Below are 24,440 nucleotides of genomic sequence, written 5' to 3'. Positions count from 1 at the left end.
TGCGTTACTCCTTTAATACCGCGCTGAATTTACAGGCATCGAAACAGGATCCACACTGAACACACAGGGAATGATCTATCTTATGGGCTTGCTTTTTCTCTCCGGTAATGGCACCAACCGCGCAAGCCCTGGCGCACATGCCACAGCCGACACACATATCGGCCCGGATAAAGAAGGTCAACAGCTTATTGCACACCTTCGCCGGACATTTCTTGTGCTTGATATGCGCTTCATATTCATGGCGGAAATAACGAATGGTGCTGAGAACCGGGTTTGGCGCCGACATGCCGAGACCACAGAGACTCGAATCGCGTACATCTTCGGCAAGTGTCTGGAGGAGCTCAATATCCCCTTCCTTACCATTGCCTTCGGTTATCCGGGTAAGAATCTCAAGCAAACGCTTGGTGCCGATCCGACAGGGAACACATTTGCCGCATGATTCGGCCTGGGTAAATTCAAGGAAGAACTTAGAGATGTTGACCATACAGTCGGTTTCGTCAAGGACTACCATACCACCGGAGCCCATCATCGAGCCAACCGAGGCGAGCCCTTCATAATCGACAGGCAGGTCAATGTACTGTTGGGGGATACAGCCGCCGGATGGTCCACCGGTCTGCACTGCCTTGAACAAACGATCCCCCTCGATTCCGCCGCCGATCTTGAAGATGATATCGTTGAGCGGCATACCCATGGGAATTTCGATAAGTCCGGTATTCCTAATCTTACCGGTCAGGGCAATAACCTTCGTTCCTTTGCTCTTTCCGGAGCCAACCGAGGCGTACCATTCCGCACCCTTGTTGATAATCTGCGGAACATTGGCAAAGGTCTCGACGTTATTGATGATCGTCGGTTTCCCCCATAGGCCTTTATTGGCAGGGAACGGTGGCTTGGCCCTGGGCATACCCCTCTCACCTTCAATAGAGGCGATCAAGGCCGTTTCCTCACCGCAGACGAAGGCACCTGCCCCCAATTTGACCTTTATCTTCAGATTAAAGTTGCTGCCGAAAAGCTTTTCGCCGAGATATCCACGCTCCTCCGCATGTTTTAAGGCAAGACGCAGGCGATCGACCGCCAAAGGATATTCGGCACGAATATAGACATAGCCAATGGAGGCACCGATTGCATAGGCGCCGATAATCATTCCTTCAATAACTGCGTGGGGATTGCCCTCAATAACGGAACGGTCCATGAATGCCCCTGGATCGCCCTCGTCGGCATTACAGATGATATAGCGTTGATCAGCTTGATTGGCAGCGCAGAAACTCCATTTTAAGCCGGTTGGGAAACCACCGCCGCCCCTGCCGCGCAAACCGGAATCCTTGACCACTTGAATGACTTCCTCCGGTCTCATGGTGGTGAGGGTTTTTTCAGCAGCTTTATACCCGCCAACAGCGAGATATTCGTCAATCGATTCCGGATCGATTTTGCCAAGATCGGCAAGAACCCGTTTTGTCTGGTTATCGTGGAAGGTGTGATAATCATCGCCGACCAGCCATTCCTTTATCGGCCTTGCCCCGATAACATGCTCCTTTATCAATCTCGGGACCATATCTTGCTGGATATATTGATATGTGGAAACAACGCCGTCCACAGCAATATCAACCAAAACATCCCGGGCACAGAAACCCCGGCAGCCGACTTTATGAAGCCGACATTTTTCCTTGACGGTGGCGTTTTCGATACCAGCTGCCGCGAATTCTTTGATAAAGGCGGCCATCACCAAGTCACCGCCGGCAGCGATGCCACCGGTACCCATGCACACATTGACCACTATTTCGCTGACCATTGTTTATCCTTTGTATTCACTGAGATTAGTAACGATTTAGTCTGACATCATTGTGTCAAACACCTTGTCGTTCAACCGAATCGGCGGGGTGGTACAGGACCCTGCACTGTCACCACCCGACAGTTACATACCTTACCACTCCGCTGCTATCATGATTACCCTGCGCTCTTGAAACGCCCGGACCGGAGAAGCATCTCGGCACACATTTTCCCGGCGATTTACTCCTCATACATAATCCGGGATTACCTTTGCTGCAAGAAACAATGAAGATTTACGAAGACGTCTTTTTATAACAACCCGACTGTCTCCCTGTTACGAGGAAACGACCCTTGTTCCTCATTTAAAAGACGTCAAAAAAGTGTTGCATCAGCACCGGATGAGCAAAATCCACCCAGCGCTCGCCATGTTACCATAGTTCCAGAATAATCAGAAAATAATTTATTAATTTCTGCCATATTTTGGAGCAATTTGACAAACCTGGGACTATCCTGTAAGTAATCCAAATCCAATCCCTCGACTCTGTTTTCCCAGGCCTGGCGCTGGAGCAGCCTTTGAGCTCCCTTCAACCATAGTCCATATCCCGATGAACAGCCCTCTACTTGCCAGCCCCTATCGAATAACCCTCGAGAAAAAAGGAAGTACCCGTTATACAAAACTGAGTTATCCGACACACTGCGGCATTTTCACGGAAATCGTCTCGAAAAGCTTTGTGCTTCATTTCAACCTCAACGGTGAAATAATCCGGGCCCAAAGAAAAGGCAAGGGTTGGGACCATCCACATGAATGGCTAAAAAGAACCAATGGAAATGACTGGATTTATTACTCTACTGGAGGTTATACCGGAGTTTTTGAAGCCATTGGGGAGTATTACCTACCAAACTTCACCTACCCAACGAACAACCTTTTAGGTGGACATCCATTTACCCACAGGGAAATTAATTCTTTAGCAGATTCATGGCACCAGATACTCAGCCAACTGACTGAAGATATAAAACATCCACCAGAGACGATCCAGCGCTTTCTAACGCAGGCCTTGGCCAATACCCCTGAGCGGCTGGAGGCAAAGGCCGAACGGTTTCGAACAATCGTCGGTGGACGCATCTCCGTCCTCCCTCCAGATGCCCGCCATGTCGACTACAACCTCATCCCCCTGACCATCGCCGATGGCTGTCTTTATAAATGCTCGTTTTGTAAAGTGAAAACCGCGAAACCTTTCACTGTTAAAACAACCGACGCAATTAAACAGCAAGTTGCCGACCTGAAAAATCTTTATGCTGCAGATCTACCTAACTTCAATGCGCTTTTCCTCGGAGAACACGACGCCTTGCAAGCGGGCACTGATCGTATCTGCTACAGCATTGAGGAGGCCTTTCGGCAATTCGGCTTTATTGATTCCTATATTGAATTACACAATACCTTTCTTTTTGGTTCCGTATCCTCACTGCTCGAATCACCAGAGCGTCTCTTTACCGATTTGCATGGACTGCCTGGTATGTTTTATATCAATATCGGTCTCGAATCCGCCGATCAGGCCACCCTCGACAGACTCGGCAAACCTATTTCCGCTCAATTAGTTCGAGAGGCATTTCGCCGCATTCAGGAGATCAACAATCGCTATAAAAATATTGAGATAACCGCTAATTTCATCATGGATGAAAATCTTCCAGCCAATCATTATCCGGCGATTCTCGAATTGATCAGGGAAACCCAGACGCACATGCACCCAAAAGGCGCGATTTATTTCTCACCAATTACCTTCAATCAGCCGTCCCGGGCGCGGCTCTTTGAGTTTCACCGCTTGAAGCTTCTCAGTAGATTCCCGACTTTTCTTTATATAATTCAACGGTTATAAACACAAACGGAGAAATACACATGACCAATGCCGCCATACTCAGAAAAACCATATTGACCACCCGCAACGGACTTTCCGATACAGAAATCACCAAGAGATCATTGGCAATTCAGCAAAGCCTTCTCACACTCGACCACATACGAAGCAGTCAGTCAATTTTCATTTATGTCAGTTTTCGCAGTGAAGTCAGGACACTAGACCTTATCAACAAGCTCCTCGAGATGGGCAAGATGATTACGGTACCGATTACACGGGTGCAAGAAAGAAGACTCGATGTCATCCGAATAACCAACCCAGCAGCAGACCTTCAGCCGGGTTATTGCAACATCCCCGAACCAAAGGAAGAACTCTGTCACACTAACCGAATTGCCCCGGAAGCCATCGAGACGATTATTTTACCGGGCTCGGTATTTGATGAACGAGGTGGTCGTTTTGGCTATGGTGGCGGTTACTATGACCGTCTACTTGCTGCAATTCCAAAGGCCACGCGCATCGGACTCGCCTTTGACCTGCAAATAGTTGAAAGAGCACCACTGAGTGCCCACGACCAGATTCTTGATCTGGTCGTGACCGAAAGCAGAATTATATCTGGGAGAAATCTCTGCAGATAACTACAGAATAATATATATATCAGGTGATTACCTGATATGCAGAAACGGAGACACCGTTTTTTATGGTGAGATTTTCGATCCTCCGGCATTCAAACATGCCGCCGAGGCGGGAGAAGGTTTCTTCGGATATGTAAATCATATCCCCTGGGCACACCGATTCAAGACTCGATGCCAGATTAACACCACTGCCGAGAACGGTATAGTCACAGAACTCTGTAGACCCGATGGTTCCAGCTACCACCTCATCGGTATTGATACCAATACCCATCATTATCTCGACACCGATCTTCTGCGCCCATTTCTTTTTCAACACCTGCATCATCGCCTGCATCTCGATCGCCGATTCGACCGCTTTTTCCGCATGATTTTCAAGTGCTACCGGATTACCCCAGACAACCATCATTGAGTCGCCGATAAGTTTATCGACAGTCCCGCCGTTCATCCTGACGATGGAAATAAATTTGCCAAAACAATCCCGCAACATTGCGATGACTTGTTCCGGATCAATAATCTCGCATAATCGAGTAAACCCCCGAAGGTCAGCGAACATGATAGTGACTGTTGTTCGCACCCCGTCTTGGTTGATGATATCTGGATTATTCAGCAGAATATCGGCTATTTGGGGCTCAACGAAAGAGCTGAAAGTTTTCCGCAATCCCTCTTGTTCTTTTTTCAGAAAGAAGTGCTCCCAGCCAATAACTCGCAGTGACGACAGAACACAGCCAATAAGCGGAGCAGCAAGCGGGATATAAAATGACAGACTGGAGCTATACGAATGGATGAGAACGGCGTAGAAAAACCAGATTACCATCGTGTAGATAAAACCCTTCGTAAGGCCTTCTTCCAAAATGAGAATGCCGGGTAAAAGGGTGTGAAACATGACAATCAGGACCATCAGCCCCGTCGGCAAAGTGGTGTAGCGTGTCCCAGGATTGAGAGACAATAACAGCGCGTCAAATTTAAAAAACACACCGGAAAACTGCAGGAAACAAAGGGTAAGGCCAACCAAGACAAAGGCCAACAGCAGCATCGGCAGTCCGAAGCTATTGTCTCTAAGGTGAGAATGAGTAGAAATGCCTTTTTTCAAGAGATTTGCAAGAATACCTTTTCGTTTGCCCAGATGGTCGGGAAATTCGGTTCTTGGAACGTTACAACTTGCAATAGTCATTGTCTACACATCCACTTGATTTGAATTACTTCAGGCCCCCATTTCTACTGCATGCGGGCAATGTTTTCAAGCGGAAAGAATTTCCCTACTTTGGGGAGTTATTGCGATTTCAAATCAAAAGGGAAAAGCGTGGCCAGCCAACCAATGGCGGCACGGTATATTGATGCTCAATAGGAAATGGCCTTTCATCTCTTCGCTCAATGCTTCTTGTTCGTTAAGATGGTGTACAGCTTAAACTACCGTCTGAAAATTTGGATCCACTATAATTACACAAAAGCATGGTTATCCTCCCCCTAATGACACCATAAAATCACTACTCCACCCCAAAAAAAAGGACCTGCAGACAATATCTGCAGGTCCTGAAATATGCTGGAGCCAGCAACCAGAATCGAACTGGTGGCCTGCGCTTTACGAGAGCGTTATTTAGTTTTTACCTGTTCTTACCGGATTGTTGTTTAATGTCATATATTCATTTACTTACAGAGCATATCTTTTACCTTGACTTACCGGGAAATACCCCTATATTGTCCCAATGTGTGGGGAATAGTGTGGGGAATAGATTTTCAGCTTAGGTGGAAACATGGCAACTAAAGAACGATTTAAAACAAATTATCCAGGAGTTTTTTTCATCGAAGGAAAAGCAGTGGGCAGGACCGGCACCGAGAAAATTTATTATATCCGCTACAGACATGACGGCAAGCTCACCGAAGAGAAAGCCGGTAGGCAGTATGCCGATGATATGACCCCTGCACGTGCTGCCGGACTCCGCGCGCAACGTGTTGAGGGCAAGCAGTTGAGCAACCAAGGGAAGCGAGATGAAGCGGTACAGCTTGCCAATAAGCATAACATCGCCTGGTTGTATTCAGAGTATCGCAAGATGCTCGCGAATCCGGAAAAAGCAGATGATGGCAGATTTCGTTTGTATCTGCAGAATGGTTTTGGCGAGAAAGAACCGCATGAGCTGATTCAGTTGGATATAGACCGAGTTGTCAGGAGACTTCTAAAAAGACTTGCCCCGCATACTGTATCCACAGCTATTACCCTCCTGAAACGAACTATCAATTATGGTGTTCGCCGCGATCTCTGCAAGCCATTGTCATTCAGTATTGATCTTCCCAAAGTTGTAAAGAAGATTGATAATAAACGGAATCGATATCTCAGCGTAGAAGAAGCAGGTACTCTGCTAGAAACACTCCGACGACATTCAGAACAGACTTACCGCATGGCTCTTGTTTCCCTCAATACTGGTATGAGATTTGGAGAAATCGCTTCTCTGAGGTGGCAGCACATCGACATCAAGTCCAGGACGATAAAGGTGATGGACCCGAAGAACTCAGAAAACAGAATGGTGTTTATGACAGATGCTATTTTTGAAATGTTCGAAGGATTGGAAAAAGAAAAACCTGATAAGCTGGTTTTTCCTTCTCGAGTTGGAGGTATACAGTCTGATGCGTCCCATTCATTCCACAGGTCAGTGGATGAGCTTGGATTGAATGACGGTATCGATGACAGGCGTCTGAAAGTTGTTTTCCATACTCTTCGACATACGGCTGCATCTTGGCTTGTGAATCAGGGGATAACATTACCTGTAATTGCAAAAATCCTTGGTCACAAAACACTACAAATGACCGAGCGTTACAGCCATGTTAATGACGAATCGGTCAAGAAGGCTATGGCAACCTTTGACCAGCAGCAAACGAAAAAAGACAACGAAGAAACAAAATATAAACAGTATTCTTGATGGGTGAAGACAAAGCGGCAGCCGGACTACCCGCCGACTTCCGGCCCCTTCATGGTTTGCGGCACGTTTACGCAACAATGTTGGCAAGCTCCGGTAAAGTGGACATGTTTACCCTGCAAAAACTTTTGACCCACAAAAGCCCCCAGATGACGCAACGCTATATACATTACCGCGATGAGGCTTTACGCCGGGCCTCTGATACTGTTGACGATATTTTGTCGGATGCGATGAAGGCCGAAGGGGGGAATTCGAGCAATAAAATAATTTCCTTCCCGAGTGACAGTAGCTCCTGAAGAACTTCGAACCCTTGCAGCCTGCCTGGCAATTATTTTCAGGGTTCTTTTTATGGTGAATAATGAAGTGGAAAAAGATTCGTACCGACAAACACGGAGTAGAACATGGCTGAGAAATGACCGTTTCAGCCGAAAAGGAATTTCCTATTCGAAATTGCTAGGCTGGTGACATACCGGGTTGAAGATGTTGTCGGCTACAATCTTGGAGAACTGAAGAGTTTTTCATGACATGATTAAGAATCAACATGACACCCGAGGCAGAAAAGCCCCGAATGGTTTGCAGACTGTCCGTGGCTCATAACCCGAAGGTCACAGGTTCAAATCCTGTCCCAGCTACCATTGGAAATTCAATGGGTTAAGATTAAATCTTATCCCCTTTTTTTATACCTAAATTTTCTTTCCCCCATGCTCTCCCCCACACCGAACACCAAAGCAGCCCCCTGAAAAAATCCAATCAATATTTTGTGATAATTATTTTACCCGGTTGATCTTGGAAGGACGGTCTCATCTGATCAACTCTCGTTCTGCCGGCCGGGCTCTGCCGTCCGCACTCCAGCGACAAGGGGCGTCGATACCGATGACCTTGACCTGCATCTCGTTGCAACTCCCGCTGACGATTTCAGTCACATTCGTCGCTTGAAACCTGTCGCCATATAATCCATCACGAACACAACTGCATGAGACCCCTGACTGATGCCTCCTACGTCAATGCCGGCGACGATGATGGGGTGAGATCAGCCAACGGCCATTATTCACTGTAGTCGCGGTGAACTCAGCGACGGCTTCCATGACCCTTGTTGAGGTGACGCGGAATAGCAAGACGTATCCTGCCTTCACTTTACCACCTGAGCGGCCAGGCCCTATCTTTTCCTCGAATCAGTCCTGCAGCAGTAAGATATTTGTAAGGTTTCAAAGCTTATTATAGTCGGACATGGAGGGACATCAAGATGACTGCTGAAAGACAACGTTCCTTTTAAAAAAACAACCCTAACTTGAAAAAATTACACACCATGACTCAGAATCAACAACAGGATCTCTTGATTGAATGGGACCTCTACCAACCGCAACAACAGCAAGCCATTCTCTCCGAATTCCGTAGACGGTTTCGGGGCAACTACTCTAAAAACGACCTCTTTGAATTTCTCAAACAGAAGCTTGAAATTGAGGGGTACTGGAAAAAAATCGGATTGGTTTGAGCCGAGGTGTTTTTTTAGAGGCGAATGGCAAATGTACAGATCTGTCATTGAGTCCTATGCAAATCCGCGACACAACTATATGCGCGGCAAAATTATCGGAGAGGAGTAAATGAAACAACGAAATCATCCGCGACTAGAGATAAAGAACCTCTCTGTTGATGCTTCCGATGGAGTCGGCTTTTTTCAAGGGGGTGATTTCTGACGTGTCCAGATTCGGCGTATGCTTGACAGATCTGCCGAAGAAACTGAATGGGAAAGCAAAAATAATGACGGTTGTCGTCAGTGGCCAAGGGAAAAACTTTAAAATGAGTGTGAGGCCCAGATGGTCAAACATTGATGGCAACGGACGATCCGTTGGGGTTGAGATCTTGAATCCACCATGGGGTTGGACTGAGTTTATAATGCAATATGAACCGAAACTGCAGGACGATGTTTGGGCCACCGTTAGTCTCTGAGGCAGTCAGATGTTCTATGAAAACAAAAGATTCCTGCGTACAAGAGCACACTCAAGTTCGGTGAACATCAATGGCCTAGTCCTCCGGGATGTATGATTATTTGTGGAAGTCCTGCATTCTCACACAAATTGCAGAAGCGTTCTGATCTTCTCTATGGTTCGAGGTGCAGAACCCTCGTAATGATTGTTTACGTTTAAAAAGACCTGGTGTCGCCGTTCCCGCAGATCGATCACAATATTTCTCAGGTGTAAGAGTTCATCATCCCTTGGATCGACAATATTATCCCAGACATTTTTTGTCCGTTCTTCGATTCCCTGTCGATCCAAACCATGAAGTCTCAGCACTACCGGATCACTCAGTCTATCCTTGAACTTCCCGTACACTTCAAAAATCGAAGGCATGTAATACCCCTGCAGAAATACAGGACCCAGGTGATGCTCGGCGAGAAAATCAAAATACTCATCCTTTAGATAATTCGGATTTCGGATCTCGATGCAATACTTATATCCCGCCGGCAGACCCTGAAGGAAGACTTTAAACATTTCTGTGAAATGACCCAGGCTGGCCATTTTGTTTTTATTCAAGTACTCGAACTGAAACATCAATGGGCCGATATGATCGCCAAGCGGCTCCAAGGTCTGCAGGAATTTCCCCATTAATTCAGTGGAAAGGAAATGTGGGTTGGGGATCAGGGGTGCGTTTTTCTTTTTGTTGTAGTGGTGGGTCAAGGTGATGCTGTTCGGGACTTTGATGCTGAAGATAAATCCCGGTGGTACTGATTCCGCATATTCTCGGACAACTTCAGGTTTCGGAAGAACCACGGTATTTCCTTTGAACAGGGACCAGAACCATTGATCAACTTCGACGGTTGAAAAATGACTACTGTATTCCTTGAGGTAATTTATTTCTTTACCGCGAGGATAGACCAGCCCCTCCCAGGAGTCATACTTCCAGCTGCAGGTACCAATTCTGAGAAAGTCTTCTGTCGCCATAGTCAGAATGATAATATCTTTTTCAGCCAGAACAACAGAACTGCAATGTTGGAGGACACATCCCTGTAAAGAATTTGCCGATGATTCAAGTTTTGAGCGATCCTAATGAGAGGAAAAGATGGACCTGTGCTCTCTGTGTGTGGTTCAGCTGGAGAGAGTGGTCTTGTCAGATCGGAATTTCAAGGATAATTTCATACCGTTTTTTTGATTATCGAGTTAGGATAATTTGGAATTATGTGGACCTTGTCCGAAACAGGTTCAGAGAGCGTCCCCGATGAAAAAACAGAGATTTGGGTCTCTGGCATTCAGGTTCGTTTTGAGTCCCGGCCAGAAAGTTGATATGAGAACCTGCAAAATAGTAAGACAAATCGATCAAACGGATGATAACAAGCTTCTAGATATCACCAAAAAATACGTGTAACCAGTTAGAAACAGGCCTTCCATCAGCATTTTGATTTGTTAAGGCATGCTGGTCTTTGGAGATAGCTGGAAAACTAGACAATAACTTGTTGGGCCTAAAAAAACATGCCAATACAATACCTAATTGATCTTAAAAACAGGATTGAAACAACCTATAGCCTTATAGATGATGATTCTATTTATCACATAAATGGTATCATTCCATTATTGGAGTATGAATCACAATTGCTTGCAATTGTTGATTTACTAATCAGACAATATGAAGCAGATGAAGAATTAAGGGGGAAAATTGAAAAAGCTGACAAAGCAGCAAGGGAAGTTAATGGAGATAATGACGACTATGCTCAGTATTTGAGCGATAATAGAAGTGAATTAATACAAAAGTCAATATTTCAAGATGCTGCACATAGTATGTCAGCAATTGGCATGCTAGCTCCTTTCACAGAATCTTTATTCTTTCATCTATTTCATGGGGTAAAAGAAAATATATACACTATTTTAAATATAGTTCCTAGTAGTAAGAGGTTAGAGCGTACAGGTAAAAAAGTTTGGGACTGCCACTTTTTTTTTCAAAATGACAAATTTGAAAAAAATTTAGTAAGTGGAATAATTCAAATGAATACTGAGCTTGGAGTATCCAGGTATATACCAAATGATTTGGAACCCGCCTTAAAAATTCTGTTTTCATTCAGAAACTCTATGTTTCACTGTGGATTCGAATGGCCAATTAGCGAAAGAAAAAAATTTCAAACAAAGATTGTAGAAGAAAAATGGCCAGAAGAATGGTTAACCTGTTCTACTACCAATGACGAACCTTGGATATATTACTTAACAAATAAATTCATAAATAATTATTTAAAGTTAATTGTAGAGACATTAATCGGCATTTCAAAATACATTGAGATGCTGATCGAATTTAATTTAGATAATAATAAAAGCCCAACAAAACATTAAACAAGGACTCGCTGAAGCTCGCCGGTTAATTTCGCGTTCGGTGTAAAAAATACTGTAGTAGTAAGTATAAACGCTTTGATGAGGGGGATATCAAAGCCAGAAAAATCAATTTAAAGAAAACAATCAAAGCCTTCTTAATAATAATAAAGAGTGTTGAAAACCTGAAAAAGGAATGCATTGCTGTATTGTACATGCATTTTGCCAATACCAACATTTGTCCAGATTCGATAGAGGCATAGAAAAATGAGCATTCTGATAAAAACAGTTCGCATTTCAGGTTTTCGTGGCTTAGAAAATATTGAGGTTCCGCTTGAAGAAACCACAGTTCTGACAGGAATGAACAATACCGGAAAAACATCCTTTCTTAAGGCACTGCAATTATCATTGGGAAGTAGGCAGTTTGTTTCCCAGGATGATTTCTTTATCCATGGAAGCTTGATTTCCGATAAAATTATAATCGACCTATTGATTGTTCCGTTAAGCGACGATGGCACTCAAATGGAAGAATTTCCAGAGGAATGGGAGATACTTTTCACTACCGATAGAGTCCGTAATAATGCTGAAGGAGCAGCTTTCGTTCCGCTTCGAACAGTCATCACATTTGATATAATAAAAAACAATTACAATACTCAACAATATATCCTGCAAGATTGGCCTGAATTCGAACAGGATGATGGTTCTAAATGGTTTGAAGCTGAAGACGCTAAAAGAACAAATTTCCGTTTCGATGAAATACCGTTCTATTATATGGACGCCCAGCGGGACATCCTAGAGGACACAAAACTTAAAAATTCCTACCTTGGCAGGATGTTATCCAAGATTGAATACTCCCCTGGTGATCTCCAGGAAATCGAGGATCAGATAAAAATACTGAATGAAAAGGCCGTCAGTAGCAGCGATATACTGTCGAATATCAAGACGAATTTAAAAGAACTTAATACCGCAATGGATAGCCATGGTGACGGGATAGAAATAACACCATTCACGAAAAAGGTCCGTGATTTGAACAAAGGGTTGACAATTTATTACACTGACAACCGGGACAGCTTTTCGATGGAATATCACGGTATGGGGACAAGAAGTTGGTCATCTCTTTTAACGCTGAAATCGTTTATTACTCTGCTATCTAATAATGCCCAAAAAGATAAGTCTGTGTTCTTCCCTGTTCTTGCAATAGAAGAACCGGAAGCCCATTTGCATCCCAATGCCCAGAAGAAGCTTTTTAGGCAGATAGAAGCCATCGCAGGCCAAAAAATCATCTCAACACATTCGCCCTATATATCGGCTACTGCAACCCTTGCCCAGTTGCGTAATTTTTATAAGGATAGAACAGTGACATGTGGCAGGATGTTGGTGGATATCCTCTCTCCTGAAGACATCAGAAAAATTAATCGACAGGTCATCAACACCAGGGGTGAAATATTTTTCTCAAAACTGATCATATTCTTCGAAGGAGAGACAGAGGAGCAAGCACTGCCCATTCTTGCCCAAAAATATTTCGGAAAGACCCCTGTTGAACTTGCGCTCGACTTTGTGGGCGTAGGGGGGCATGGAGGTTATCTGCCTTTTATACGATTTGCTGAATCCTTTAATATCCCGTGGTTAATTTTCAGTGATGCAGAAAATACACCAGACAAAAATATCAAAGCGAGTGTTAAGGATCAATTCTCGAAATGCGGAAGCAAGAAAGACGAGACAGAGTGTGTTGTATTCCTAGATGACGGTAAGGACTTCGAAAGGCAACTTCTAGATGATGGTTATGGTGATGAAATCAAAAAGGCGATCATATCTTTAGATAATTATGCAAATAAGAAACACAAAGCGGCAAAAGTAAAAGAAATAGCAGATTACAATAATGAAAAATTATATGAGATCATTACTGGAACCAAGACTCAATATGGTCCCGCAATCGCAGAACAGATAATAGGCAGCGAAAAGGCACTGCCACCAAAGGTTGTTGATCTGTTTAGTAGAATATCTGCCATTTTACATTTAGAGGAGGCATAAGCATGACAATCGAAATCAATCTGTCTGAAAAGCAGAAAAAAATTGTCCATGCTGAAGACGGCCCAATTTATGTGAAGGCCAGTGCCGGAAGTGGCAAGACGAGAGTTTTAACGGAAAGGGTCCGTTATCTGATTAATAAATCGAAAAAAAAGATTCTTGCTCTTACTTTTACCAACAAGGCTGGCGAAGAAATCAAGGAACGATTAAGCGATATTTCTGAAATAGAGACACGGACGTTCATTGGGACATTTCATAGCTTTTGCCAGCATATATTGGAAAATCATGGCAATTTAATAGGTTTTTCGAAAATGCCTCATATTTTTGAAGACGAAGCAGATAGGATAGAGTTGGTCAGCCAGGCGATCCAACAGACCCCTTCTTATGCCATTAAATATAAGAAACAAGATGAAAAACAAAAAAAAGATTTCCGATATCGTGTCTTGAGTTTTATATCAGAGGTAAAACGAAAATTGATAGCTGAAAATGAACTCTATAAGCATACCGATGATGAAGATATCGTTTTATTGTATCAAAACTATCAGGATATCCTGCATGCTCAAAATGGGATTGATTTTGACGACTTATTGCTGTTCGCTCATAGCTTGCTCGTAAATTTTCCCAAAACTGCCGCTCTATATCGTCGGAGTTTCTATGCTATCTGTGTGGATGAGGCACAAGATTTAAATAATGCCCAATATCAACTATTGCTTGCTTTGGCTAATAATGAATTCACTAATATAATGATGGTTGGTGACCCGAATCAATCCATTTATCACTTTAATGGTTCTTCTCCTGACTATATGGATAAAATGTTTGTTCGTTTTTTTAAGCCCGTCATTTATGAGTTGAATGAAAATTTCCGGTCTTCAAAAGCTGTTTTGTCAGCAGCAGGCAAAGTTGTACCTGATGCAGAATATATTACTGGAACTGTAAAAGAAGGAATTTTTGATTTAAATGCTTTTTCAGATGAAGAAGAGGAGTCGCTATGGGTTGTTGACAAAGTAAATGAATTAATAGGCATGAAAAAGCATAACGATATTGAAGGGGATATTACCTCAGAGAGAATAGCAGTTCTTGCACGAAACAAGTATATTTTTAAGCCATTAGAAGCTCAATTACGTGACAGATCATTACCATTTTACTACAAGATGACGCCAGGAGCGATTCTGTTTGAGTCAGATTTAATGAAGATATTTGATCTTGCATTACGAGTAAGACTGAATCCACAAGATATCTTGCATAAGCAACGATTGTTTGCCCGTTTGAATATAGGAACTAATGAGAGCACCATTTTAGAAGATATAATTCCGCAAATATCTGATGAGTCGAATAAAGACCTAATAAAATCGGTCATAAAGTTGAATGATGATGGTAACAACCTAAAAAGAATCCTGGAGAAATTTAAGGAAAATTTGTTCATTGAGAACGAAAACGATAGGTTCATGATCTACAATGATATTGATGAGTTGCTGAAACACTGGCATAACTATGCCAAGAAGACAGACACCAAATCATTGCATCAGTTCAAAAACGCTATGGCTCTGGGGCAAACTCATCCATTGTCACAACATACTGGCATAACATTGAGCACCGTACACACGATGAAAGGTCAGGAATTCGATATTGTCTTTCTCATTGGAATGGATGATGAGACTTTCCCTGATTATCGTGCGGTGCGAAGCGGAGGCGTTGAGATGTCGCAGGAGAAAAACAACCTTTACGTCGCCTTCACCCGCGCAAAGCGATTTTTGTTCGTTTCCTGGCCACAAAAAAGAATGATGCCATGGGGCGATTATAAGGCTCGAAAGATTTCTCGATTTTTGAAGGACTTCGATAAAGATTGAAAACTTAGAATAAAAGTAATTTCACCGAACCAGTAAATTCAGCGGAAACCGCAAAAGGCGCGATTCACGCTAAACTTACGATTCTCGGCGACTGCGTCGCCGAGAATCGTGCCGCTGACTTCGTCAAGCACCTTGCCCTTGCGCCTTGCGCCAGAACAAGGTGCTTGGCCGGACACCGCACACCGATCATTCAAACGGGAATGGGGTCGGATCTTTGCTTGGCTGATCTCATATTTAAAATGACTTTAGATGGCAATTTTACAAAAGTTAAGATATCTCCTATCAATCCAGAGATAGTGGAAAGATGTTGTCTAGCGATTACTGATCAACCTTCAGTTTCATCATATTTCACAAAAAACACGCTGACAGCAGTTGTGTTGAATATTTCGAGGAACAGATCAGTGGATTTTGCTTTGAGAGATTGTAGGGCTATTCGAACGTTATTTTGTTGATCTGACCTGTTGAATTGATAATCACTCGATACCTCTACCAAGTAATTTTGTCATCAGGATAACTTAATGGAACCAAAGAATGAAAAAGCCATACAGGTTACTCAGAAACCAGTCAGGCGAACACTGACCTTTCCGCGAGGGTTGAGTGGTAAAGGCCACTTTTCTTTTAATGATAAAGAGAAGTCAGCAATTATATTGATTCTCGGCGAAGACCACTTTCAGGGAGTTGAAGTTGAGTCGATTAGTTATCTTTTACACAAACAATACGATAGTTTTAATCCTGTAGGGTTAAGAAATAAAGAGCTATTGAAAATCAAACACCATGTCGAGGCTTTGGTTGAACTTTTAGAAGATCAAGGAAATGCTAATCACTTATTGAACAATACTGTTGAACTGTTTGGTGATGATATTTGTAGGAAAATTGCAAAAGGTCCATGGACCCAGAAAACATCACTTGAAATCACCGATCACCTAAAACTTATCAAAATGGTATGTACAATTTTTGATTTAAGGTTGAAAGATCAACCTGGTAGACCAAAAGGTACAAAGAATAAAGCCGAATATTGGCTGCTAAATCAATTGTACTATAGATGCCAATTGGTTAACGGGGGGCATCTCACCACGAAACCAAACAACTTGCTTGAGAGGGTAGTAAAAATATTGAGCCAGCCTTTAGGATTTGGAGGTTATTTACCAGGAATAACCAGAAAGGTGATTGAGCAGCGTTCCTCAAAAGGATGAATGTGGGTAACTACCTGGAATAAAAACTGATATTAACGAGATCAGGCATATTTAATGATCCTGGCTAGAATGTCATGAATAATTAAACACTTATGTCTTTTTTGACCTCCTTGTAATTAATATCACATGATATGGATGCGTCAATTCAGCTATTGTCAAAGCATATGAGGCATTTTGGCTAGCAACAATTGACACTTGATTGGAGGCTTTCATGAACATCGAAATAATAAATCTTATAAAAGAACATTGGCATTACATGCTAATATTAGGAAGTGTATTGATATTGTTACGGTATCGAATCGAAATCAAGTATTCAAAGAATAATACAAAATTTGAGTTGAAGTTAAGTAAATGAACAAATTACACACAATGCTTTCATAGCAAATGGTTCGAATAAAACTGAGTCAGGCTTGGCTTATTGACAATCCTTCGTAAGTCAAGATATATCCTCTATGTCAAAACTTCACATGGCGAAACAATATAGCCCAGCCGGGATTCTTTCACCCTCCCTGGTATCTCCGATAGCAGATCCAGCTGAGACCGATAAGAGAAAGTACTATCAATCATCGACTACGGCAAAAATAGAGCAATGAGTAACCACCGGCAAAGCCGGTGGTATTAATATGTGAACCGCTCAAAGCGTTATGTTTAAAAGACTAACTGACCACCATTCGGTGGTCGCCTATTTAAATACCGACAGTTGTTCAACTCGATGGTCTTCCTTCTCTTGGTCTCTGATATAAATTCGTACAGTTTCTTCATCTGCTCCAACTGTGGTAACAAAGTAGCCCCTCGCCCAAAAACTCATCCCACTGTAGTTCTTTCTCTGGCCCAAGTAGGTCCGTGCAATATGTATCGCACTCTTTCCCTTCATATATCCTATCACTTGTGCAACAGAATATTTCGGAGGTATCGAGATCAGCATATGGATATGATCGGGCTGTAGATGACCCTCAATAATCTTGCTTTCTTTTTGCCTTGCCAGTTCATGGAATACCTCGACCAAATTGCTGCGAAACTCACCAAATAACGTCTTGCGCCTGTATTTTGGTATCCACACAACATGGTACTTGCATTCCATTTCGTGTGGCTTAAACATTGTATGTCGTTCATGAAGCCTCATTTTCCGTGACTTTGATCGGTTCACGGTCTCGGAGGCTTCATTATTTTGCTGGAACCGTCAAACTTTTATTGTCCCCCGGCAAAGCCGGGGGTTTACCTAAAGGAAATTATCTTAATTGGTTTTCTGGAAGAAGCTGTGATCTTGAAAATGCATCCTTCTTGTCAGGATATTTTTATTCCCTAATGGTCAAAAACCCTTTCTTGTGTTGCTAGGATCTTGAATCAACTCGTTGATTCCATACAGTAGTTATGACAAATTGAAGCGCTGATAGAATATGAAGACCTTCGAGATGGCAAGATTAACGTGGTAATCACTGGTTTATCCGTTATATTTTCTGGTTATTTACGAGATGGAAATTGATCCCATACTTGGCCTTCAAGTAAGCGACCAGCTTTCTTTTTATTTCTTCCGCCCCATTGCTTGAAGAAAAAAGGCACATTGCTATTCACGCATTTGTCCCTTACGGCGAGTGGCCACTCTTTTTCAATAGCTCTTGCCTGTGGTCCAGACTCACCTCCGACTATGACCCAATCAATGTCAACCAGTGAAAGTTCGGTAAATGGTCCAATCATTGGTTCGATGGACAAGAACTTGATTTTTGCTGAAGACTTACGTAGATTATCTGCTCTATAACAATATTTTGCTGATTCGATTGTAACACCTAGCCAAACATTTTTCGGCCATGGAAGGTGTTGGGCAAGTTCGATCATGCGTGAAGATCGTTTGGTGAGAACTTGGAAGATATGCCTTTCTGCTCTTACCATAGTTTGGAAGACGTGCTGGATGTACTCTAGTGGTATTTTCTCATGAAACATGTCGCCCATTGAATTGACAAACACCATCCTAGGCTTCTTCCACTTCATAGGTTCATCAAGCAGGTCAGGGTGAAGTGTCACTTGGAACCCATTTTGGTAGCGCTTCTGTCCCATAGCTTGCAGCCTGCGAGCCATCTTCGAGGCGTAGCAATTTTTACATCCGTCGCTTATCGGTGTGCACCCTGTCATGGGATTCCAAGTTACATCAGTCCATTCTATTTTTGAAATGCTCATGATTCTCAAGTATTATCATAATTTTTCTTTCGTAGTTATCATCTTTATTCCTGCTAGATATATAATAACCTTTAGCGTCCTTTTGGTCGAGGGAATAGGTTGATATTGGATATCCATCTGCGACTAAGCTTTGTAATGATTGAGTAGTGTGTTTTGGTAGATATTTATTAGTTAGGCCGAAGTGATAAAGGTCGATATTTGTTACTGCTCCAGCTTCAACAAGGTAATTGAGTAATATTTTAGGGTATGGAGAAAATGTTTCTTGTGAAAATAAGGATTTTTGCTTGCCAAGTTTGAAGCCTTTTCCTTGTTCTGCGTCTAGTTCCCATTTTGCCTCTAGCATTTTTTCGTATCCAATATCATTCTGTGAAAAAAGGAACATACAATATTGATTTACTCGATCTCTCTGAAGGGTAAAGGTGTCTACGTATAATTTAGGGAGGTGCAAATAGTTTGCAAACTGTAATCTTAGCGATTCAATGAAATTTGCAACAGATGTGAAACATTGTTGTCCGTCGCAGTATAATTTCTCAAGGAATAATTTTAAATGCTCATGTTGACCATTGTCTTTCTCTTGAGCAGGTCCAACAAAGCGGTACATTGTAGAAATAGGGAGAAATAAAATTAATTCTGATTTGTAATCGCTGAGTATTGATTTAATGATTTGTGGTTGTATTTCCTTATAGCCATAGGGATCGACAAAAAATAGGGATCTGGAAGTTTTGTCTTCTTTTGCTATTGGGAGGGATTTTTCAAGGGCAATAGCAAATTCTTCTTCTGAGAAATTTATGTAAATGTTTCTATGGTACTTTCTTAGGCGAACAATTTGTCTTAAACGTTCAATCTTTGATATGTTCTTCTCAATTTTTGATTTTCCCAAATCGTTAAAATAGAAATGAATATATGGGGTGAAGGTCGGTGGTTTATAAAGAAACTCATCAGCTCTGCTGAGTGCAGCAAGGGGGCTACCCTCATTATTATCTTTGTAAAGACCTTCACCGCAAAACAAATCAAAAACCTTTATGTGGTCAATGAATTTGACATTTCCTAGTACAGCAAAATAGTATTTCAAATAAGTGGAGTAGAGTTCTACTTTAGCTATACTATGTTCTAGGAGTATGGTTTTGCTGCTTTTTTCTAGGGACATGAGCTCTCACCTATAAAAATGGTATATATATGTCACATATAAAGATTTGATCCCTGTTATTATAACGGTGGGCATTACGGGTCGGGCGACGTTTTATCGCCCGGTCACTGTAGATGCCTCGGTTTTGTTTATCTGTATTTACTTAAATCTCCTAAGCCAATAAGACCACCCAATATTGGTTTTGAAGAATCAGATTTTACGCCAATAGTTCTATTATTACTTGCCGATTTCAACTTCTCTATCTCAGTCTCCAGTTCTGATATTTTTAAAGCCAATTGAGTATTTTTCAAATTTAATTCTTTTACGCCTGATCTGTAGGTTGGAATTATTGATCTTTTAATCTTGTCCGAAAGTTCTAATATATCAGAAAAATACGCTGGGTTGTGTCTATTTGTAACTATTTTTCTAAATCGATCGAATAAGTTACGTTTCTTTTTATATGTTGGTTCAATAATGTCATCGTGACCATATGAATCATGGCCTCTCATATTTTTGAAATAAGCTATAATGGGCTTACCAAATTTGCGAGCGTTATTGTATTCCCACCAAGTGATACTTAGTGAATCGCTGCCCGTCATTCTCGGTAGAATTGAACCGTATCTATCGCCTATTAACAATATAGCGAAGTCGCTCTCTCGGATACCGTTCAGGATCTCATTTTTCGATGAATCAGTCGATGCAGGCTTAATATCCAATGCATTTACGTTTAAGCCCATATCGCTAAGTGCATTCGCAACTGATTTCCGTTCTTCTTGCAAATCGATAAATGTCGAACTGATGAAAGCGGAGGGATGAGACGTATGCATATTAACTTTCATTTTTTATCCTTGCTAGAAATCTAACTTTGACTCGATTTAAAAACATAACGTGCTGGTCAGCCGCACCGGGCAGCTGACCTTTAAAAAACAATCCGCAGCCTTCCCGGTATCGGCTGGAATGGCTGTTGGAATTTAACCTCCTAACCCTTTTGATCATTCAACTTCCAATTCATTACGTGACCCCATTCTTCCCTGAATATGCCTTGTTTAACATCTAAACAACGTCCCCTCGTCCCCACATTTAATCAAAGCGACCTCCAAATGAATGAAGTAACATCACTAGGTTTAAAAGTAGTTTCAGCATGTTCAAAATAATCGAACCCACCATATAATTGAAACTCATCCATTTCATGTTCAAATAAAATACAAAAAGGTTCGCAATAAGTTGCATTAGCCCTTAAAGTATCACCGATAAATACTTCATCAGAATAGTCAATATGTTCATTTTTGATCGGATGAGGCGTACAAAAATATTTAGTTTTGTATAAGTTAAATAAGCTTAAATTATCCAGCACAGGAATAGACCTATGTGTTTTACTAGCTATAAAACTTAAATAATGAGAAAGTTGATATAACTTTAACAAATAGCTTGATAGTTTTTCTTCTATTTCTAGAAACCCCTGCTCATCTAAAAAGTTATATCCAGAATGCGGTATTTGGTACGATGTTACCTCTCTAAGGTCTCTCAAAGTTTTTGAAAATTGTTTAAATTCGTCCATCTCAAAAACCTTTCTTCCCCCCTGACAATAGTTATTCATAAACATTTTAATGGATTGACTGTGGCCTAATCTAGGATCAAATTTTTCTATGGGCGTTAAATATAGAACTGATTTAACAGCATGTAAGAACGAATAATATTTGGCAAAAAATACGGATGCGATACAATATTGTTTTTCAGACACTTTAGATTCTATATACATAAGCGAAGAATGAAAAACTTCACGCAGGGCTCTAAAACTCCTAAAATGCCAGTCCATAGAATTTTCATCTATAGAAAAATCTACTTTAGTCTTGAAGAACTCAACATTTGAAGAATGAAATTTATTAATAGCCTTCGGGTTTTTTAATGTCTGGTTCAATAAATTGAAGTTTGCGTGGTATTCAAAAAATTGCTCTAATCGTTCATTCATTTATACGTCCGTATCAAAAAATATAACCGCGGTATTAGTTGGACGGAATTGGTCCAGCTAGTAAGAGTAATTGCTGTGATATTTATAAAAGCAAAAAATATGCCTGATTTGCCAATATTTTCATACGATACCAACAGTTCAAAAATCATGAGGCTTTTTGCTACTTTCGCTGTTTTGCTGCGATCCACAGTTAGTAAAGATACTTCCTCATTATCATAAAAAACGCAATAATATACTTGCGGACTATAGATGTTCGCTGGCAAGCATGAGTTGCAGCTGAATTTTAGAAGTTAAGACTTCCTGATCATTTTGATCTTGACCATGACCAAATATCACGATAAAAATGGAGTATTCTAGCACCTCCGAAAATTCAAGAATATTTCCATAAAATTTCGCCAAATGGAGCGGTTTCAATTATTGATTTTTCCAGAATCTCTATTATTGGGGTTAGCCCAAGTAATAGAGAGCATGCAAACCAGGGGAGGCAATATCGATTTTTTAAAAAACCGGTTGTAATATTAATTGTTTCCAGTCACCTTACAGGCTGACGGCACCTTCAGTTCCGGATGCCTCCCCCAGGTTTTGCATGCTCTCCAGACAGGAGTAAAAATCCGACCCCGGAGGGGCCGGCATTGGGTTAAGCCCATAGGGCATGGTTTACTTGCTTCATTTTTAGTGTCGAGCAATTATGAGTAACCAAGTACGTAGTAACAATTTCGATAACATTTTCATCTTTAAAAATTCCTTCTTGGTGACAATTAACGTCCATATTTTGAAGCAATAGCAAAACCGAATACTAATCAACATTGTTGGAATGGTTTACGGCTGAGCCATTCATCTCTGACCTAGTCCAGAGGACCAGGATTTAATCTTTGATTAAATCAACAGGGATGAAAAATCAGGTGGAGGTTCTGTGGTGGTGGAGGGCACAGGAAAAAATGGGATTCCATAGGTGATTTTGGCGGGATCGTTCTGTCACTTGATGAGGCTTTGGAGTATGTTGTGATGGATGATCCTATGGAATGCCCTTTAGCCATATTGAGGCTTGAACAAAGAATTATTAACGGCGATACTCATGTGGATTATTGATATTCGACACTGGCTCAATGATGAACAAACAGGGCCAGGTGCGCCTCAGTTAAGATTAAAGGTCGAGAAACTGGCCGAGATTATCACCTATGCCACTGCACGAGACCGTGATCTTGTGACCGGGGATCCGCCAAAATGCTGGCGACGCCCAAACCGCAGACCATGCACTGGCAGGTTGAATGTCCAATGTACCGAAGACGATCGGATTTACTGGATTTGTCCGACATGCGGCGATGATGGCATTATTGATGGCTGGCATGGGCTTATCTGGGATGTCAGCTTCTACGTTGAGGACGGCCGTGTTGTGCATTGACACTATCGATTGCCCCGATTGTCAGATCCTGGGGAATCCTGTTTGAAAATCCACAATAGCAGTGAAATATTAGTTCGGTGCGGCACGGGTCTGTATGAGAGACTGGTAAGCATCATAAACCCAGCCTCCCATTCCACAGTCACTTTGTCGAGAGATCATCTTTCTTTCTGTCTGTAACTTGCTGAATCTCCTCAAGCTCCTGAGGCACAAAATACTTGAACCTGACCTGCCTGCTCAACTGACCGGTGAACTCAGAGAAGGCCATGGTTATCTTCCGCGCCTCATCCATGAGGGCAGCTCCTTTTTCATGGGAAATCCCCCCTGGCTCTCCCAATTGCCCCTTGAAATTTGCATACGCCTGGTCGAATTGCCGCAGAACGTTGAACATGATGCTGCCCAATGGTGAGTTGATTTTCATGACTCTTGAGCCACGCTCCTTGACCATGGAGATTTTTCTCTCAAGAATCTCTTCCTTGGTATATCTCTTTTTCTCAGTCGACGTTTCCTGAATTTCTTTCTCCAATTTTCTCTCCCTATAGATTGATAGATTTGATTGATAGATTTTTAAGATTTACCAGTAATCCTGGCATGGTTGCGTTTGATTTTACTTCTCCGCCACATATCTATTAAAAAGACTATCCCGTAAGGCAGTATGGCTGCCACCATGACAAGTAACGAACACCTGGTGGCTATCGGCATGATATTGGGAAGCATGGTCATATAGCCATAATAGATTGCTTCGGCATTTTTGTTCGAATATTGAGCAAGTTGCCAGACCCTTTCCGGGGTGCTCAAGCCGGAGAGTAAGGTGTAGAAAATGTAGATCATAAAACTTTTAAATATCAGTACGAGCATCCTGCCGGTGAAGAAAGCATTGATGGCCTTTCGGGTAACTACACCAATAAAGTATTGACTGATATAGGCGCAAAGGAAGGTGTTGGCGATGACCGGCAGAAAAGGAAAAGAGCCGATCATGATTTTCAAAAACAAACTTGGTGATTTCAAGACAAAAGGCACCAGATAAAAATCAACCGCTGGGAGAAGCAAGAGGAGGAAGAGTCCTTCTGTCAGACCACTTTTCGCCCCGACACCGAAAAACCCCAGAGAGTTTTCCAGTGTCAAATACTCTGCGGGCAAGGCTTTACCCAATTTTTCAGCCATGCAATAATGCTGAATATCCGAAATTACATTAATGATACTCCGTGGCTTTACATATTGACGAGAGTCTGTATTGATGAATGTGGCATTCGGGCTATATG

Annotated in this window: 19 protein-coding genes and 1 pseudogene; 9 read left to right on the top strand and 11 right to left on the bottom strand. The window is 42.1% G+C overall.

The window, feature by feature from the left end; all coding sequences use genetic code 11:
* Positions 1-4: 4 nt before the first annotated feature.
* A complete protein-coding gene (gene nuoF, locus OEL83_18425; GenBank protein MDK9709024.1) occupies positions 5-1,786 on the bottom strand; it encodes an NADH-quinone oxidoreductase subunit NuoF in 1,782 nt (593 codons plus the stop codon).
* A gap of 583 nt (positions 1,787-2,369) precedes the next feature.
* Here nuoF and OEL83_18420 point away from each other — a divergent pair.
* On the top strand, positions 2,370-3,638 hold the full coding sequence (locus OEL83_18420) for a radical SAM domain-containing protein (protein MDK9709023.1): 1,269 nt from the start codon (positions 2,370-2,372) through the stop codon (positions 3,636-3,638).
* Between the two features lie 20 nt (positions 3,639-3,658).
* The gene (locus tag OEL83_18415; protein ID MDK9709022.1) at positions 3,659-4,249 is read left to right on the top strand and encodes a 5-formyltetrahydrofolate cyclo-ligase; all 591 of its coding nucleotides are present in this window, start codon (positions 3,659-3,661) and stop codon (positions 4,247-4,249) included.
* Between the two features lie 19 nt (positions 4,250-4,268).
* On the opposite strand, the gene OEL83_18410 is transcribed toward OEL83_18415, so the two are convergent.
* Positions 4,269-5,417, bottom strand: coding sequence for an adenylate/guanylate cyclase domain-containing protein (locus OEL83_18410; protein MDK9709021.1), 1,149 nt, complete (start codon positions 5,415-5,417; stop codon positions 4,269-4,271).
* A 580-nt stretch (positions 5,418-5,997) separates the two neighbouring features.
* On the opposite strand from OEL83_18410, the gene OEL83_18405 reads away from it, so the two are divergent.
* Positions 5,998-7,158, top strand: a complete 1,161-nt coding sequence (locus OEL83_18405) for a site-specific integrase (protein MDK9709020.1) — start codon at positions 5,998-6,000, stop codon at positions 7,156-7,158.
* On the top strand, positions 7,158-7,451 hold the full coding sequence (locus OEL83_18400) for a tyrosine-type recombinase/integrase (protein ID MDK9709019.1): 294 nt from the start codon (positions 7,158-7,160) through the stop codon (positions 7,449-7,451). Before OEL83_18405 ends, OEL83_18400 begins: the two co-directional genes overlap by 1 nt.
* A gap of 504 nt (positions 7,452-7,955) precedes the next feature.
* Here the strand turns inward: OEL83_18400 and OEL83_18395 are convergent.
* Both OEL83_18395 and OEL83_18390 read right to left on the bottom strand, forming a co-directional pair.
* Positions 7,956-8,078, bottom strand: coding sequence for a DUF429 domain-containing protein (locus OEL83_18395; GenBank protein ID MDK9709018.1), 123 nt, complete (start codon positions 8,076-8,078; stop codon positions 7,956-7,958).
* Between the two features lie 1,143 nt (positions 8,079-9,221).
* Complete coding sequence (locus OEL83_18390; protein MDK9709017.1) at positions 9,222-10,094, bottom strand: DUF72 domain-containing protein; 873 nt, start codon at positions 10,092-10,094, stop codon at positions 9,222-9,224.
* Between the two features lie 525 nt (positions 10,095-10,619).
* On the opposite strand from OEL83_18390, the gene OEL83_18385 reads away from it, so the two are divergent.
* The 4 genes from OEL83_18385 to OEL83_18370 all read left to right on the top strand — a co-directional run bounded on the left by OEL83_18385 (position 10,620) and on the right by OEL83_18370 (position 16,512).
* Positions 10,620-11,468 (top strand): hypothetical protein, encoded by an 849-nt coding sequence (locus OEL83_18385; GenBank protein ID MDK9709016.1) that lies wholly within the window; start codon positions 10,620-10,622, stop codon positions 11,466-11,468.
* Positions 11,469-11,711: 243 nt separating this feature from the next.
* The gene (locus tag OEL83_18380; protein ID MDK9709015.1) at positions 11,712-13,475 is read left to right on the top strand and encodes an AAA family ATPase; all 1,764 of its coding nucleotides are present in this window, start codon (positions 11,712-11,714) and stop codon (positions 13,473-13,475) included.
* Between the two features lie 2 nt (positions 13,476-13,477).
* Positions 13,478-15,319, top strand: coding sequence for an ATP-dependent helicase (locus tag OEL83_18375; GenBank protein ID MDK9709014.1), 1,842 nt, complete (start codon positions 13,478-13,480; stop codon positions 15,317-15,319).
* 518 nt (positions 15,320-15,837) lie between these two features.
* A complete protein-coding gene (locus tag OEL83_18370; GenBank protein MDK9709013.1) occupies positions 15,838-16,512 on the top strand; it encodes a hypothetical protein in 675 nt (224 codons plus the stop codon).
* 682 nt (positions 16,513-17,194) lie between these two features.
* Here the strand turns inward: OEL83_18370 and tnpA are convergent.
* The 5 genes and pseudogenes from tnpA to OEL83_18345 form a co-directional block, all read right to left on the bottom strand.
* Positions 17,195-17,625: pseudogene (tnpA, locus tag OEL83_18365) on the bottom strand (IS200/IS605 family transposase).
* A gap of 348 nt (positions 17,626-17,973) precedes the next feature.
* Entirely contained in the window at positions 17,974-18,639 is a 666-nt protein-coding gene (locus OEL83_18360) for a phage Gp37/Gp68 family protein (GenBank protein MDK9709012.1), read from the bottom strand.
* 16 nt (positions 18,640-18,655) lie between these two features.
* Positions 18,656-19,831 carry a three-Cys-motif partner protein TcmP gene (gene tcmP / locus OEL83_18355; protein MDK9709011.1) on the bottom strand — a complete coding sequence of 392 codons (1,176 nt, stop codon included), beginning with the start codon at positions 19,829-19,831 and terminating at the stop codon, positions 18,656-18,658.
* Positions 19,832-19,959: 128 nt separating this feature from the next.
* Positions 19,960-20,649: a DUF4062 domain-containing protein gene (locus OEL83_18350; protein MDK9709010.1), complete on the bottom strand. Its 690-nt coding sequence runs from the start codon at positions 20,647-20,649 to the stop codon at positions 19,960-19,962.
* 245 nt (positions 20,650-20,894) lie between these two features.
* Positions 20,895-21,779 carry a hypothetical protein gene (locus OEL83_18345; GenBank protein MDK9709009.1) on the bottom strand — a complete coding sequence of 295 codons (885 nt, stop codon included), beginning with the start codon at positions 21,777-21,779 and terminating at the stop codon, positions 20,895-20,897.
* Between the two features lie 1,075 nt (positions 21,780-22,854).
* On the opposite strand from OEL83_18345, the gene OEL83_18340 reads away from it, so the two are divergent.
* Positions 22,855-23,181, top strand: coding sequence for a hypothetical protein (locus OEL83_18340; protein ID MDK9709008.1), 327 nt, complete (start codon positions 22,855-22,857; stop codon positions 23,179-23,181).
* Between the two features lie 139 nt (positions 23,182-23,320).
* On the opposite strand, the gene OEL83_18335 is transcribed toward OEL83_18340, so the two are convergent.
* Positions 23,321-23,704 carry a recombinase gene (locus OEL83_18335; protein ID MDK9709007.1) on the bottom strand — a complete coding sequence of 128 codons (384 nt, stop codon included), beginning with the start codon at positions 23,702-23,704 and terminating at the stop codon, positions 23,321-23,323.
* A gap of 41 nt (positions 23,705-23,745) precedes the next feature.
* The gene (locus tag OEL83_18330; protein ID MDK9709006.1) at positions 23,746-24,342 is read right to left on the bottom strand and encodes a hypothetical protein; all 597 of its coding nucleotides are present in this window, start codon (positions 24,340-24,342) and stop codon (positions 23,746-23,748) included.
* Positions 24,343-24,440: the final 98 nt, after the last annotated feature.

This window comes from Desulforhopalus sp. (assembly GCA_030247675.1).
Classification (GTDB): Bacteria; Desulfobacterota; Desulfobulbia; order Desulfobulbales; family Desulfocapsaceae; genus Desulforhopalus_A.
This window is presented reverse-complemented; position numbering and strand designations above follow the sequence as displayed.